The 14,140-nt window shown below is 62.8% G+C and carries 15 protein-coding genes; 12 read left to right on the top strand and 3 right to left on the bottom strand.

Going from position 1 to position 14,140, the window contains the following annotated elements; genetic code table 11:
* Nucleotides 1-12: 12 nt before the first annotated feature.
* Together ACQKP1_RS20425 and ACQKP1_RS20420 are read right to left on the bottom strand one after the other, a co-directional pair.
* On the bottom strand, nt 13-570 hold the full coding sequence (locus ACQKP1_RS20425; protein WP_203018328.1) for an HNH endonuclease: 558 nt from the start codon (nt 568-570) through the stop codon (nt 13-15).
* A 107-nt stretch (nt 571-677) separates the two neighbouring features.
* Nucleotides 678-1,322 (bottom strand): DNA-3-methyladenine glycosylase family protein, encoded by a 645-nt coding sequence (locus tag ACQKP1_RS20420; protein ID WP_006728760.1) that lies wholly within the window; start codon nt 1,320-1,322, stop codon nt 678-680.
* 44 nt (nt 1,323-1,366) lie between these two features.
* On the opposite strand from ACQKP1_RS20420, the gene gluQRS reads away from it, so the two are divergent.
* Nucleotides 1,367-2,263, top strand: a complete 897-nt coding sequence (gene gluQRS, locus ACQKP1_RS20415) for a tRNA glutamyl-Q(34) synthetase GluQRS (protein WP_427276768.1) — start codon at nt 1,367-1,369, stop codon at nt 2,261-2,263.
* Here gluQRS and ACQKP1_RS20410 read toward each other — a convergent pair.
* A complete protein-coding gene (locus ACQKP1_RS20410) occupies nt 2,234-3,127 on the bottom strand; it encodes a YihY/virulence factor BrkB family protein (RefSeq protein WP_427276767.1) in 894 nt (297 codons plus the stop codon). The genes gluQRS and ACQKP1_RS20410 overlap by 30 nt on opposite strands.
* 93 nt (nt 3,128-3,220) lie before the next feature.
* Between ACQKP1_RS20410 and ACQKP1_RS20405 the strand changes: the two genes are divergently transcribed.
* From ACQKP1_RS20405 to ACQKP1_RS20355, 11 genes are all read left to right on the top strand, one after another.
* Nucleotides 3,221-4,045 carry an SDR family oxidoreductase gene (locus ACQKP1_RS20405; protein WP_427276766.1) on the top strand — a complete coding sequence of 275 codons (825 nt, stop codon included), beginning with the start codon at nt 3,221-3,223 and terminating at the stop codon, nt 4,043-4,045.
* A gap of 30 nt (nt 4,046-4,075) precedes the next feature.
* Nucleotides 4,076-4,273 (top strand): twin transmembrane helix small protein, encoded by a 198-nt coding sequence (locus ACQKP1_RS20400; RefSeq protein WP_006728764.1) that lies wholly within the window; start codon nt 4,076-4,078, stop codon nt 4,271-4,273.
* A gap of 4 nt (nt 4,274-4,277) precedes the next feature.
* Nucleotides 4,278-4,856, top strand: coding sequence for a cob(I)yrinic acid a,c-diamide adenosyltransferase (locus ACQKP1_RS20395; RefSeq protein ID WP_427276765.1), 579 nt, complete (start codon nt 4,278-4,280; stop codon nt 4,854-4,856).
* 1,587 nt (nt 4,857-6,443) lie between these two features.
* Nucleotides 6,444-7,301 carry a rhomboid family intramembrane serine protease gene (locus ACQKP1_RS20390; RefSeq protein WP_427276764.1) on the top strand — a complete coding sequence of 286 codons (858 nt, stop codon included), beginning with the start codon at nt 6,444-6,446 and terminating at the stop codon, nt 7,299-7,301.
* A 174-nt stretch (nt 7,302-7,475) separates the two neighbouring features.
* A complete protein-coding gene (locus ACQKP1_RS20385; protein ID WP_427276763.1) occupies nt 7,476-8,225 on the top strand; it encodes an electron transfer flavoprotein subunit beta/FixA family protein in 750 nt (249 codons plus the stop codon).
* A gap of 25 nt (nt 8,226-8,250) precedes the next feature.
* On the top strand, nt 8,251-9,180 hold the full coding sequence (locus ACQKP1_RS20380) for an electron transfer flavoprotein subunit alpha/FixB family protein (RefSeq protein ID WP_427276762.1): 930 nt from the start codon (nt 8,251-8,253) through the stop codon (nt 9,178-9,180).
* 126 nt (nt 9,181-9,306) lie between these two features.
* The gene (locus tag ACQKP1_RS20375; RefSeq protein ID WP_427276761.1) at nt 9,307-10,188 is read left to right on the top strand and encodes a 3-hydroxybutyryl-CoA dehydrogenase; all 882 of its coding nucleotides are present in this window, start codon (nt 9,307-9,309) and stop codon (nt 10,186-10,188) included.
* 144 nt (nt 10,189-10,332) lie between these two features.
* Entirely contained in the window at nt 10,333-11,316 is a 984-nt protein-coding gene (gene cysP, locus ACQKP1_RS20370; protein WP_427276760.1) for a thiosulfate ABC transporter substrate-binding protein CysP, read from the top strand.
* 68 nt (nt 11,317-11,384) lie between these two features.
* Nucleotides 11,385-12,206 (top strand): sulfate ABC transporter permease subunit CysT, encoded by an 822-nt coding sequence (gene cysT, locus ACQKP1_RS20365; protein WP_427276759.1) that lies wholly within the window; start codon nt 11,385-11,387, stop codon nt 12,204-12,206.
* A gap of 4 nt (nt 12,207-12,210) precedes the next feature.
* Nucleotides 12,211-13,101 (top strand): sulfate ABC transporter permease subunit CysW, encoded by an 891-nt coding sequence (cysW, locus tag ACQKP1_RS20360; protein WP_427276758.1) that lies wholly within the window; start codon nt 12,211-12,213, stop codon nt 13,099-13,101.
* A complete protein-coding gene (locus ACQKP1_RS20355; RefSeq protein ID WP_427276757.1) occupies nt 13,098-14,120 on the top strand; it encodes a sulfate/molybdate ABC transporter ATP-binding protein in 1,023 nt (340 codons plus the stop codon). The genes cysW and ACQKP1_RS20355 overlap by 4 nt, the downstream gene beginning before the upstream one ends.
* The last annotated feature ends 20 nt before the right edge of the window (nt 14,121-14,140 follow it).

Genomic DNA, 14,140 nt, shown 5'->3' with positions numbered 1-14,140 from the left:
TACCGCCTGACCTCAAGGCTGCAATTCAGTATCCCAGTAGAGATAGTCCATCCAGCTTTCGTGTAGGTAGTTCGGCGGGAAGAGCCGGCCATTGTTGTGCAGGTCCTGCACCGTCGGCCGGTAGGGTGACTGATGCGGATGCATGCCGGCCTGCTTGGGGAGCTTCGATCCCTTGCGCAGATTGCACGGTGAGCAGGCCGCAACGACATTCTCCCAGGTCGTCTCGCCGCCATGAGCGCGCGGGATGACATGGTCGAAGGTCAGGTCTTCGGGCGAACCGCAATACTGGCATTCGAACTTGTCGCGCAGGAAGACATTGAAGCGGGTAAAGGCCGGGTTCCGGGTCGGCTGAACATAGGTCTTGAGGCTGACCACGCTTGGCAGTCGCATCGAGAAACTCGGCGAGCAGACGGAGTGTTCATACTCGGCGATGATGTTCACACGGTCGAGGAAGACCGCCTTGATCGCGTCCTGCCAGGACCAGAGCGACAAGGGATAATAACTCAGTGGCCGGTAGTCGGCATTCAGGACGAGCGCCGGCAGGGCCTGGGGAGAAACTGCAATCGTCAAGGGGTACTCCTGATCGATTCGGCATCTGCCCTTCTATATTAGGTCCGTTGTTACAGCATTGTGAAGCCTGAATCTTTGAGACGCATTGCGACCTCTCGGCGCGCCCTTCACCGGGGCAAAGCGGTGCGGCCGGTGATCAGGGCATAATGCGCCCAGAATAGCCGTGCAGCGACCGATCGGACAGGCGCCCAGGCTTCGGCCAACTCCGCCACAAGTTCGGGAGCTGGCCGTTCTCCGGCGAAAAAAACATCGCCCACCGAGATCCTGAGTGCCACGTCGCCGACCGGGAAGATGTCCGGATGGCCGCCGCAGAACATCAGATAGACCTCGGCCGTCCAGGGGCCTATGCCCTTGAGACCGGTCAGCGCTGCCATCGCGGTCTCCGCCGGCATTTCTGCCAGCTCGTCGAGCCGGAAGGGTCCGCCGAGATCGGCCTTGGCGGCCTCTTCGAGTGCCTGCGCCTTGCCGCGCGACAGGCCGAAGGTGCCGATCAGTTCAGGGCCAAGCGCCAGATAATCCTCCGCAAGCGGCCTGTTTCCCAAAACCGCCGTCATCCGCCGCCAGATCGCGTCGGCACTGGCCCGCGACACCATCTGCGAGACGATGATCGAGGCAAGCCCCGCAAAGCCTGGCGGCGAAAGGCGAAGCGGCAGCGGCCCGCAGGCATCTGCGATCGGACAGAGCCTGGGATCACATGTCAGCAAAAGGGAAAGCCCCGCAGCGAGATCGGCCTCGCATCGGATCGTCGTCAAACCCGTCCCCTTTTCCTCATTCCACTCTCATGCGAAGGAAAAGCATGACCGAACGCGATCGTCAAACCAACGGACACAATGCCCCCGTCTTTCGTTTCGCACCGAGCCCCAACGGCAGGCTGCATCTTGGCCACGCGCTGTCGGCCCTGTTGAACGCCGAGATGGCCGAAAAAACGGGCGGGCGCCTGCTGTTGCGGATCGAGGATATCGACCTGACGCGCTGCACGCCGGACCTCGAACAGGCGGTCATCGACGATCTCATGTGGCTGGGAATCCCCTTCGAACGACCCGTCCGCCGCCAGTCGGAACACTTTCCGCTTTACCGCGAAGCCCTCGACCGGTTGAAGGCCATGGGGCTGGTATATCCCTCATTTCTCACGCGTGGCGAGGTGAAAGCCCGTGTTTCGGCTTTCGAGCGCGAAGGCGGCCCCTGGCCACTGGACCCGGACGGCGCGCCGCTCTATCCGACAGAGGAGCGAGCCCTTTCAGATGCCGAGCGGGCCGAAAGGCTGGCGACAGTCGAACGCTACGCCTGGCGGCTCGACATCGACAAGGCACAACGTCTGCTTGGGGGACCTTTGACCTGGCAGGAAACCGGCGACGGGCCGACCGGGGAGATCGAGGCGGATCCTGCCGCCTGGGGCGATGTGGTGCTCTGGCGCTCCGATGCGCCGGCAAGTTACCATCTGGCCGTCACGGTGGATGATGCAGCCCAGGGCGTGACCAACGTCGTGCGGGGCCTAGACCTCTTCCATGCCACGTCGATCCATCGCCTGCTGCAGACCCTGCTCGGCCTGCCCGCCCCCCTCTACCACCATCACCGGCTGATCCTGGGGCCCGATGGCCGCAAGCTCTCCAAAAGCCTCGGCGACACGGCCTTGTCGGCGCTGAAAGCGGAGGGCAAGACGCCGTCAGATATCCGCGCCATGGTCGGGATTTGAGATCCCGCCTTCCGGTAGCGTCTTGACCGGCACCACCCCAAATTTCATCAACGCCGCGTTGAACTCTGCGCCGATGATGAAGATCGCGCCGACCATGTAGAGAAAGACGAGCACAATCATGATCGAAGCAAGACCGGCATAGGTCGCGGCGTAGTTCGCGAAAGAGGCGAGGTAATAGGCAAACAAAAGCGCGCCGACCAGCCAGAGCGCCAGCGTCAGGAGCACGCCGGGCAAGACGTCGATCAGTCGCCGCCGGCCGGCAGGCAGGCCGAGATGGAATACCACGAGCGCCAGAACGAGGAAAAGAACCGTTCCGTAAACCCGCCAGTTGGCGACGGTCGCGAGAAAATCCTTGAGGAAGGGAAAGAGGTTTTCCGCATAAGCCAGCGCCACGGGCACGGCGACGAGGAGCGCGCTGATCGCCGCCAGCACGACGACGGCGGCCAGCACGAAACCGAGGCTGACGAGCCGCGTCACATACCAGGGCCGGGTCTCCACCACCCGGTAAGCGCGGTTGAGCGAGACGCGCAGCGCCTCCACTCCGTTCGAGGCAAAATAGGCGGCCGCCAGCACCGAGATGGTCAGAAGCCCACCGCGCGGGATGGTCAACACCTGCACCACCTGGTCGGACAGCGGCTTGGCGATCGTCTCCGGCCAGGTGTCGAAAATCAGATGCACCGCCGTCTCGGCGAACTGGTCGGCGCCGAGGAAACTCGCAAGCGCCGTGCCGAAGATCAGGAAGGGGAAGAGCGCGAGAATAGCTGACAACGCGACATGGCTCGCCATCGCCCAGCCGTCGTCCTCGCTGAAATGCCAGAACGCGTCAAAGCCGACCTTGTAGAGCATACGCAGGAAAGTCGGCATCCAGTCTCCTCAAGAACGCGGGGCACGATTGCAGGCTGCGGCCGAATATGGGAAACCGATCGCCGTTTGCAAAGCAATAACGAGGTTATCCCCGTGAAGAGCATCATCGTCACCGGTTGTTCCTCCGGCATCGGCGCCTATTGTGCCGAGGCCCTGAAGCGCGACGGCTGGCGGGTCTTTGCGACAGTGCGCAAGCCGGAAGACCTCGCCCCGCTCGAGGCGAAGGGCATTGAGGCCCTGCTGATGGATTACACCGATCAAGCCAGCATCGAAGCCCTTGTCGCCACGGTCTTCGAACGCACCCGCGGCCGGCTTGACGCGCTCTTCAACAACGGCGCCTACGGCCAGGCGGGTGCGGTGGAGGATCTGCCGACGGACGCGCTGAGGGAGCAGTTCGAGACCAATCTCTTCGGCTGGCACGATCTGACCCGCCGGGTGATCCCGGCGATGCGGGCGCAGGGCGAAGGCCGCATCGTGCAGTGCTCTTCGATCCTCGGTATCGTGCCCTATCGCTGGCGCGGCGCCTATACGGCCTCCAAGTTTGCGCTGGAAGGTTTGTCGCTGACGCTTCGCATGGAGCTCGAAGGCTCCGGCGTGCAGGTGAGCCTGATTGAGCCCGGCCCGATCGAAAGCCGCTTCACCGCCAATGCGCTCCACCACATCCGCCGGGTGATCGACCTGGAAAACTCCGTGCATGCCGAGGATTACCGCCGGCAACTGGCGCGACTCGATGGCACAGGCCCCGTCAACCGCCACAAACTCGGGCCGGAGGCCGTCTACAAAGTCCTCACCCACGCCTTGACCGCCCGGCGTGCCCGCCCACATTATCTCGTGACCAAGCCGGCGAAACAGGGGGCCCTGATCAAGCGCTGGCTGCCGGCCGACCTCTTCTATCGACTGATGCGCTCGCTGGACTGACCGGCGACGAACAAAGGCTCATCCCACGTTATGTCCACATTCACCTATGTCCTCGCCATCATCGTCATGGGGCTCGTCGCCCTCGTCCTCTTGCGAGGCCTCTTCAACATGCTGAAGGGCGGCGACGGCAATACCTCGAACAAGCTGATGCAGGCCCGTATCGTGCTGCAGGCAATCGCGATCGCGCTGATCATGCTGACACTCTGGCTGACGGGCGGGGGACGCTGAAACCATGGTCAAGCTCAACAAGATCTACACCCGCACCGGCGATGACGGCACCACGGCACTGGTCACGGGCCCACGCCGCCTGAAGCACGACCTGCGCGTCGACGCCTATGGCACGATCGACGAGACCAATTCGGCGATCGGCATTGCCAGGCTCCACACGGGAGAGATGCCCGAGCTCGACGCCATGCTGATGCGCATCCAGAACGATCTCTTCGACCTCGGCGCGGATCTTGCAGCGCCGGAAACCGGCGAAGTCCTGTCCTACGAGCCGCTTCGCGTCATCGAGGCCCAGGTCGACCGGATCGAAAAGGAAATCGACCAGCTGAACGCCGATCTCGACCCGCTCAAATCCTTCATCCTCCCCGGCGGCACCCCCGCCGCCGCCTATCTGCATCTCGCCCGCACCACCTCGCGCCGAGCCGAACGCATCATGGTGGAGCTGTCGCGCTTCGACGGCGAAGAGGTCGGCGAGCCGGCGCTGAAATATGTGAACCGGCTGTCTGACTTTCTGTTTGTCGCGGCGCGCCACGCCAATGACGGCGGCAAGGCGGATATTCTATGGGTGCCGGGGAAGAATAGGTAGGCAGCGAATCCCCCTCTCCCCCTTGTGTGAGAGGTTACAAAATCGAGGGCTTAGCCCGATCAGGGCTAAACCTCAGATTTTGTTGGTGAGGGGATCGGTGCTGCGGGCATGGAGAACGGACCCCCTCACTTGCGATTTCTGATGTTTAGGCGGCTTGCGCTCGCCTAATTCATCGAAATCGCTTTCTCCCCCACCAAGGGGGAGATGGGCGTCGCGCATTCCTCGCCCCTCATGCTGAGGTGCCCGCGTGAAGCGCGGGCCTCGAAGCATCCCTCTTGATGTACCTGTGGCTTCGCCCTTCGAGGCCGGGCAGGCCCGGCACATCAGTGTGAAGGGAAAACCGACTTGTCAAAAATCCCAAGCTTCGCCGCCGGTCGGGATTAACTCCCTCCGGGTCAGTCTCATGCTTGTCCTCGGGCTTGACCCGAGGGGTCGGACGAGGCGCCAGAAGCAACCTGTCTAAGTAATTTTATGTGGCTCCTTCCGGCGCCCCGTTCGGCGTGTATTCCCGCTGCATGCGTCTCTCTGGCAAGGCGGCGACGGTCCTCGTCATCCTCGGGCTTGACCCGAGGACCGAAGATTGACCGGGCGCGGGTCCGGCTGCGGCAGTCTCCTCCGAAGAGTGTTCTGCCAGAGCCTGGCCGGTGGCCCGGGAGGTTCCCGCCGGATGGTGCACCATTCCGACCGGGACCCTCGCCCGGGGGATGAGGTCGGATCATTTGCGATCCTCCGCCAGCCCCGCCGTTTTATCCGCCCCGCCGTCTGGTGATGTTCGCGACGGCGTGGGCGCCTTGTCTGTGTGCCTCTGAGGCACGTCCTTCCGATCGGGGTATCCAGCTCCGGGGCATCCGACCCCGTCACCTTCGTTACCAGCCCCACGTCCGGAGGGAGACCGTTGCAGCGGGCCGGGGATTTGGATCTGCGACAACCCTCCACCCCGGCGCCGGCCCCGCCTCGCCTGACATCGCATCGTCAGGTGTATCCGAGGGCGGGACAGGGACTAGGGTAAGGGCGTGGAAATGGGCGGGGATGAAAAAAAGTTGTGACGTTGATTTTGTTGGGGAATTTTCGAAAGTCGTCCCCCTTTTTTTCGGAAAAGGCCGAGTTCGTGGCTTTGCCCCACACCCTACCCTCTCCCCGCAGGCGGGGAGAGGGGGGGCGCAAGCGTCGGCCGTCCTGGCCTTCTCCCCGCGAGCGGGGAGAAGGTGCCCCGAAGGGGCGGATGAGGGGCAATGGCATCTTGCGCCACGTTCCATCTCCCCCCTTGCGGGGGAGACTTCGGAGCGGTGGCCGAAGGCCAGAAATCGATCCCCGCGCGAAGGCTGTGAGAGGAATTGGCCCGAACAGGGCCAAAACTCAGATTTCGCAAGAGAGGGGCTTGGTGAGGTGAGCGCCAACTGAACCGTGCCCCCCTCCAGGAAAATCTGAAGTTTAGGCGGCTTGCGCTCGCCTAAGCCTTCGATTTTCCGTCCTCCCCCGCTTGGGGGGGAGGTGGGGGCCGCATACGTTGCGACCTGCCCCCTGTCCCCATCCCCCAAGCTGCGCTAGTTTCTACCCACCCATCACCGGCGAAACCGACGAGGCGCGATGTTCATTCCCCTGCACGACCGAAACGCGCTGAAGCACATCCGCAAGCAGTATGTGACCCTGGGGCTGATCCTTGCCAATGTGGTGACCCATGTACTGGCGACGCTGGCACCCGATGCGCTCTACGAGGTCGGGGTTTATGGCATGGGCTTCATACCGGCTGTTGCCTTCAACATCGCCGAGCTCGACCCGCGCTTCGTGCTGGTGCCGGAAGGTGCGACCTACGTCACCTATTCCTTTCTGCATGGCAGCTGGCTGCATCTCGGTTCCAACATGCTGTTCCTCTGGGTCTTCGGCGACAATGTCGAGGACGCGATGGGGCACTTCAAGTTTCTGTTCTTCTATCTCGCCTGCGCGGCCGCCGGTGCCTTTTTCCATGCGCTGGTGGTACCAGCAAGCCAGGCCCCACTGATCGGGGCGTCAGGCGCCGTCTCCGGTGTGGTGGCTGCGTATCTGATGCTGCATCCCAAGGTGCGCGTCTGGGTGCTGGTCTTCATGCGCTTTCCGCTACCGCTCCCGGCCTTTATCCCGCTTCTCTTCTGGGTCGGCCAGCAATTCGTGATGCTGGTCATTGACCGCGACAGCAATGTCTCTTGGGGCGCCCATGTCGGCGGCATCATCGCCGGGGCGATCCTGGTGCTCTTTTTGCGACGTCCGGGTGTGCCGCTCTTCGACAGGTCGATCGTGACACCCAAGGCAGTCGAACACGCCGCGCCCACCGTGGATGTCGCGACAGTCGGACCCTGGGGGCAAAGACCGGCCGGCGACCCGAGAGCCCGGGAGAGGGACGAGGCCGAAAACGGCGCGAAAACCGCGGCATCGCAACCGGTTCGCAAGGTCACTCACTGGGGGCGATGACAAGAGGTCGCGGCCGCAAAGTATTGACGTGAACGTCAACGTAAATTATTGCTGTCCGTCAAACGGCATCGATCGTTGTGTTTGGGAAAAAAATGCGTATCGATGTCGCCAATCGACAAACGGCGGAGCGCATCAACGCGCATTTTCCGGCAGAAGATTTGAAGAGAGGAACCCATGAAAATACTCGTCCCAGTCAAGCGGGTTGTGGATTACAACGTCAAGATCCGCGTCAAGCCGGATGGCTCCGGCGTCGAGCTCGCCAACGTCAAGATGTCCATGAATCCTTTCGACGAGATCTCGGTCGAGGAAGCCCTGCGACTGAAGGAAGCCGGCAAGGCTGAGGAAGTGGTGATCGTGTCCATCGGCCCTGCTAAGGCCGAGGAAACCATTCGCACCGCACTCGCCATGGGCGCTGATCGCGGCATCCTGATCGAGACCGACGAGACCGTCGAGCCGCTCGCGGTCGCCAAGCTCCTGAAGGGCGTGGTGGAAGCCGAGGCTCCGGGCCTCGTCATCGTCGGCAAGCAGGCAATCGACGACGATTCGAACCAGACCGGCCAGATGCTGGCAGCGCTGCTCGGCTGGGGCCAGGCGACGTTTGCCTCCAAGCTCGAACTCGGCGCCGACAAGGCGACCGTGACCCGCGAAGTGGACGGTGGTCTGCAGACCATCGACGTCACGCTGCCCGCGATCGTCACCACCGACCTGCGCCTGAACGAGCCGCGTTACGCCTCGCTGCCGAACATCATGAAGGCCAAGAAGAAGCCGCTCGACAAGAAGTCGCCTGCCGACTTCGGCGTCGACGTTGCCCCGCGCCTCAAGGTTCTGAAGACCGAGGAGCCGGGTGGCCGCAAGGCGGGCATCAAGGTGAAGTCGGTGGCAGAGCTCGTCGACAAGCTCAAGAACGAAGCCGGCGTATTGTAAGCGGAACGGACAGGAGAAACATAAAATGGCTATTCTTCTTCTCGCAGAACACGACAACGCGACCGTCTCCGAACAGACCGCGAAGGCACTGACGGCTGCCACTCAGATCGGTGGCGATGTGCATGTGCTGGTCGCCGGTGCTGGCGCCAAGGCTGCCGCTGATGCTGCTGCCAAGCTCTCGGGCGTCTCCAAGGTGCTGCTCGCAGACGACGCTTCGCTCGGCAACAACCTGGCAGAGCCGCTGGCCGCTCTCATCGTCTCGCTGGCAGGCTCCTACGACACGATCATCGCGGCTGCGACCTCGGTCGGCAAGAACGTGATGCCGCGCGTGGCGGCCCTGCTTGATGTCATGCAGGTCTCGGAAATCACCGAAGTGGTCTCCGCCGACACCTTCAAGCGTCCGATCTATGCCGGCAATGCAATCCAGACCGTGCAGTCGACCGACTCCAAGAAGGTGATCACCGTCCGCACGGCCTCCTTCGCCGGCGCCGCTGAAGGTGGTTCGGCTGCCGTCGAGACCGTTGCCGCTGCCGCAAACCCCGGCGTTTCCAGCCACGTCTCCGACGCGCTGTCCTCGTCCGACCGCCCGGAACTGGCCTCGGCCAAGATCATCATTTCCGGTGGCCGTGCACTTGGCTCCTCGGAGAAGTTCCAGGAAGTGATCCTGCCCGTCGCCGACAAGCTGGGTGCCGCCGTCGGTGCCTCGCGCGCGGCTGTCGACGCCGGCTACGCCCCGAACGACTGGCAGGTCGGCCAGACCGGCAAGGTGGTTGCCCCGCAGCTCTACATCGCCTGCGGTATCTCGGGTGCCATCCAGCACCTCGCCGGCATGAAAGACTCGAAGGTCATCGTCGCGATCAACAAGGACGAGGAAGCACCGATCTTCCAGGTCGCCGATTACGGCCTCGTCGCCGACATCTTTGAGGCCCTGCCGGAGCTCGAGAAGGCACTGTGATCACCCTTTCGCAACTGCGAAAGGACTGGTCAAAGAACCCTTTGCGGTCTATCAATCAGCCGGGCCCGCGATAAACGGGCCCGGCATTTTCTTGGGTGAAGTCTGGAACGGGTGAGGAGCGAGACGATGACGGGAACGATCAGCAACGTGGGTGTCGTGGGTGCCGGCCAGATGGGCTGCGGCATCGCACAGGTCTCCGCCGCCGCCGGCTACAAGGTCACCATCTACGACCTCTCCAAGGACAGGATCGAAGCCGGTCTCGCCACCATAAACGGCAATCTCGCCCGCCAGGTGACCAACGGCAAGATCACCGACGAGCAGCGGAAGGCGGCCCTTGCCCTGATTTCGGGCTCGTCCGATGTCAACGACCTCGCCCCGGCCGATCTCGTCATTGAGGCGGCAACCGAAGACGAGAGCGTCAAGCGCAAGATCTTCGCCGCCCTCTGCCCGGTGCTCAAACCCGAAGCGCTGATCGCGACCAACACCTCCTCGTTGTCGATCACCCGCCTTGCCTCTGCCACCGATCGGCCAGAGCGCTTCATGGGCATACATTTCATGAACCCGGTCCCGGTGATGAAGCTCGTCGAACTGGTGCGCGGCATTGCGACCGACGAGAGCACCTTCGCCACCGCCAAGGACTTTGTCTCCTCGCTCGACAAGACGATCACGGTCGCCGAAGACTTCCCGGCCTTCATCGTCAACCGCATCCTGCTGCCGATGATCAACGAGGCGATCTACACGCTGTATGAAGGCGTGGGCTCGGTCGAGGCGATCGACACGGCCATGAAGCTCGGCGCAAACCACCCGATGGGCCCGCTGCAGCTGGCTGACTTCATCGGTCTCGATACGTGTCTTTCGATCATGCAGGTTCTGCATGAGGGCCTGTCGGACTCGAAGTACCGTCCCTGCCCGCTGCTGGTCAAATATGTCGAGGCCGGCTGGCTCGGTCGCAAGTCGGGCCGCGGCTTCTACGACTATCGCGGCGAAGTGCCGGTTCCGACGCGCTGATGGACCATTCCGGCGGGGGACCCTCCGGCGGAAAGATATTTGCCCCTCCGGGCAATCATTGGTCGGCCATTCCTCGGAAGAGGTGCGCCGACCCTCTAGTTTGCGGGGCAGATAGAGATCCCCCGCATACCGGAGTACCAGTCCATGAAACGCCTCCTCGTCTTGAGCGCCGCCCTCGCAGCACTTTCCCTGCCGGTTTCAGCCAGCGCCGCAGACAAGCTGCTCAACGCCTCCTATGACATCGCCCGCGAAATCTTTGCAGCCCAGAATGAAGCCTTCATCAAGGCCAATCCGGGCGTGACCATCGACCAATCGCATGGCGGCAGCTCGCGTCAGGCGCGTGCGATCGTCGAGGGACTTGAAGCTGACGTGGTCACCTTCAACCAGGTGTCGGACGTCGAATTCCTCGCCAAGAACGGCTTCATCAACGAAGGCTGGCAGTCGGAATTCCCGAACAACGCCTCGCCCTTCTACTCCTTCCCGTCCTTCCTGGTGCGCGCCGGCAATCCGAAGGGCATCAAGGACTGGGACGATCTCGCCCGTGACGACGTGCAGGTGATCTTCCCCAACCCGAAGACCTCGGGCAATGCCCGCTACACCTATCTCGCGGCCACGGCCTACGCGAAGGAGAAGTTCGCCGACGACGAAGCCAAGGTGACGGAATTCGTCGACAAGATCTTCGACAACGTGCCGGTCTTCGACACCGGTGGCCGCGCCGCAACGACGACCTTCGTCGAGCGCGAGATCGGCGACGTGATCATCACCTTTGAAGCCGAGACCAAGTCGATCGCCAAGCAATATGGCGAAGACAAGTTCCAGCAGGTGGTTCCCTCTGTGAGCCTGCTCGCCGAATTCCCGGTCGCGATCGTCGACAAGGTTGCCGATGCCAAGGGAAGTCAGGAACTCTCCAAGAAGTATCTCGACTTCCTTTATTCGCCGGAAGGTCAGAAGATCGCCGCTGAATTCGGTCACCGCGTCCATGACGAGGCGGTTGCTGCCGAATACAAGGACCAGTTCCCGGAGATCCGCCTCGTGACCGTCGAAGATGCGTTCGGTGGCTGGGCCAAGGTTTCCGAAGAGCATTTCGCCGAAGGCGGCATCCTTGATGGAATCTATGGCAGCCGCTAAGCACGGTATTCGATCGATGTCAGGACCGGCGGATCATCCGCCGGTTTTCTCATGAAAGGACGACGACGTTGACACGCCGCGTATTGCCCGGCTTCAGACTGTCCCTCGGGATCACGCTGGTCTATGCCGCGATCATCATCCTGTTGCCGCTGGCAGCCCTGATCTTCAAGGCAGCAAGCCTTGGACCCGCAGACTACTGGCGCATCGTCTCTTCCGAACGCGCCGTGGCGAGTTATGGCGTGACGGTCGGCTCGGCGCTGGTGGCGACCCTATTCAATCTCGTCTTTGGTCTCGCGCTTGCCTGGGTTCTCGTGCGTTATCGCTTTCCCGGCCGCCGTATTGTCGACGCGCTGGTCGACCTGCCCTTCGCGCTCCCGACGGCCGTTGCCGGTATTTCGCTGACGACGCTGTTTGCCTCGAACGGCTGGTTTGGCTCGGCGCTTGGCGAAATCGGCATCAAGGTCGCCTATACGCCGCTCGGCATCATGGTCGCCATGGCCTTTACCAGCCTGCCCTTCATCGTGCGCACGGTCCAGCCGGTGCTGGAAGAGCTCGACCCGGCGCTTGAAGAAGCCGGGCAGACGCTCGGTTCCAATGACTGGGGTATCTTCCGCCGGGTGATACTGCCGCTCCTCACGCCGGCGCTGCTTGCCGGCACCTCCCTCGCCTTCGCCCGCAGCCTCGGCGAATTCGGAGCGATCATCTTCATTGCGGGCAACCAGCCCTTCTCGACCGAGATCACCGCGCTCCTCGCCTTCATCAGGCTTGAGGAATACGACTATCCGGCATCGGCCGCGATTGCCTCTGTCATGCTGTTCGCCGCCTTCGTGATGCTGGCGGTCACCAACTATCTGCAGGCCCGCGCGCTGCGCTACACGGTGAAAGGTTGAAGCCATGAGCCAGGCAACGACAGGGCGACGCCCGCCGCGCGTCGGCGAAGCCCCACTCTTCAAGTATACGCTGATCGCCTTGGTGCTGATCTTGGTGGCATTCTTCATCGTCGCCCCCCTCGCAGTCATCGGTATCGAGGCCTTCAGCCGCGGGGTTCCATATTTCACTGCAACGATCGCGGCCCCCGACACGCGGCATGCGATCTGGCTGACGGTGCTGACGGCGCTGATCGCGGTGCCGATCAACACTATCTTCGGCGTGGCCGCCGCCTGGGCGATCACCAAGCATGATTTCCGCGGCAAGCGCTTGCTCACTATCCTGATCGAGATCCCCTTCTCGGTCTCGCCCGTGGTCGCCGGTGTCGCCTACCTCTTTGTCTACGGTCTACAGGGCATTTTCGGCCCCACCCTCGACAGCGCCGGGCTGAAGATCCTCTTTGCTCTACCGGGCATCGTGCTCGCCTCGATGTTCGTCACCGCACCCTTCGTCGCCCGCGAACTGATCCCGCTGATGCAGGCGCAGGGGCGCGATCTCGAGGAGGCTGCAACCTCGCTGGGTGCGAGCGGTTTGCGCACCTACTTGTCGGTGACGCTGCCCAACATCAAATGGGCGATGCTTTACGGCGTCGTGCTCTGCAATGCCCGTGTCATGGGTGAATTCGGCGCCGTGTCGATCGTCTCCGGCAACATCCGTGGCCAGACGAATACGCTGCCGCTGCATATCGAGCTGCTTTACCAGGACTACAACGCCGTCGGCGCCTTCGCTGCCGCCTCAATGCTCGCCGCGCTGGCACTGGTCACGCTGGTGGCCAAGGTTCTGCTCGAACGCCAGGGCGCAGGACGCCGGAACCGACCGGCCACGCTCGCCGGCAATACTTCGGAGAAGATTTCGTGAACATTCGCCTCGACACGGTCGTCAAGACCTTCGAAACCTTCCGCGCCGTGCATGGCGTGTCGCTCGACATCAAGAGCGGCGAACTGGTGGCGCTGCTTGGCCCCTCGGGCTCCGGCAAGACCACTATCCTGCGCATGGTCGCCGGCCTCGAATTTGCCGATGGCGGTCAGATCCATTTCGGCGAAGAAGACGCGACAAACATTCCCGTGCGCGATCGCGGCGTCGGCTTCGTCTTCCAGCATTACGCGCTTTTCCCGCATATGACGGTGGCCGAGAATATCGCCTTCGGCATGAAGGTCTCCAAGGTCAAGCGCTCGACCGCCGACATCGATCGGCGGGTCGAGGAACTGCTTTCCCTCGTCCAGCTCGCTGGATTGGGTGAGCGCTTTCCCGGCCAGATCTCCGGCGGCCAGCGCCAGCGCGTGGCGCTTGCCCGTGCGCTTGCGGTCGATCCCCGCGTGCTCCTGCTCGACGAGCCGTTCGGCGCACTGGATGCCAATGTGCGTCGCGACCTTCGACGCTGGCTGCGCTCGATCCATGACGAGCTCGGCATCACCACGCTCTTCGTCACCCATGACCAGGAAGAAGCCCTCGACCTCGCCGACCGCGTCGTCATCCTCGACAAGGGAAAAATCGTCCAGCAGGGCACGCCGGAAGAAGTTTGCCGCCATCCGGCGAACGCCTTCGTCATGCGTTTCCTCGGCGATACCAATGCCTTGAAGGCCAATGTGACGAGCGGACAGGCAACCGTCGGCAACATGAGCTATGCCGCAGAAGGTTTGAAGGACGGCCCGGCCGAGCTTCTCTTCCGTCCGACCGATGTCGTGTGGAGCGACGACGCAACGAAGGGTGTGGCAGCGACAATCCAGCGGGTTCTGGATCGCCCGGGCTCGCGTCGGGTTCTGGCCAGGACCGCGGGCGACACGATCGTCGAATTCGACGTCTCCCCCGACTTCGTCAAGGCGAAAGGCGATGAGGGCTTCATCGAAATCCTCCGGCCGCGCCTGTTTCAGGACTGACACCGGTCGCGGGCAGCGGT

This window comes from Allorhizobium sp. NPDC080224 (assembly GCF_050281005.1).
Lineage (GTDB): Bacteria > Pseudomonadota > Alphaproteobacteria > Rhizobiales > Rhizobiaceae > Allorhizobium.
The sequence above is the reverse complement of the archived record's forward strand: the minus strand, read 5'-3'. Positions and strand labels throughout refer to the sequence as shown.

What these genes read in the sequence shown, in the direction of transcription:
- ACQKP1_RS20390 (WP_427276764.1), top strand. Translation starts at nt 6,444, where the DNA reads ATGTTCATTCCCCTGCACGACCGAAACGCGCTGAAGCACATCCGCAAG.
- cysW (WP_427276758.1), top strand. Translation starts at nt 12,211, where the DNA reads ATGAGCCAGGCAACGACAGGGCGACGCCCGCCGCGCGTCGGCGAAGCC.
- gluQRS (WP_427276768.1), top strand. Translation starts at nt 1,367, where the DNA reads ATGACCGAACGCGATCGTCAAACCAACGGACACAATGCCCCCGTCTTT.
- ACQKP1_RS20395 (WP_427276765.1), top strand. Translation starts at nt 4,278, where the DNA reads ATGGTCAAGCTCAACAAGATCTACACCCGCACCGGCGATGACGGCACC.
- ACQKP1_RS20375 (WP_427276761.1), top strand. Translation starts at nt 9,307, where the DNA reads ATGACGGGAACGATCAGCAACGTGGGTGTCGTGGGTGCCGGCCAGATG.
- ACQKP1_RS20410 (WP_427276767.1), bottom strand. Translation starts at nt 3,127, where the DNA reads ATGCCGACTTTCCTGCGTATGCTCTACAAGGTCGGCTTTGACGCGTTC.
- ACQKP1_RS20385 (WP_427276763.1), top strand. Translation starts at nt 7,476, where the DNA reads ATGAAAATACTCGTCCCAGTCAAGCGGGTTGTGGATTACAACGTCAAG.
- ACQKP1_RS20400 (WP_006728764.1), top strand. Translation starts at nt 4,076, where the DNA reads ATGTCCACATTCACCTATGTCCTCGCCATCATCGTCATGGGGCTCGTC.
- cysP (WP_427276760.1), top strand. Translation starts at nt 10,333, where the DNA reads ATGAAACGCCTCCTCGTCTTGAGCGCCGCCCTCGCAGCACTTTCCCTG.
- ACQKP1_RS20380 (WP_427276762.1), top strand. Translation starts at nt 8,251, where the DNA reads ATGGCTATTCTTCTTCTCGCAGAACACGACAACGCGACCGTCTCCGAA.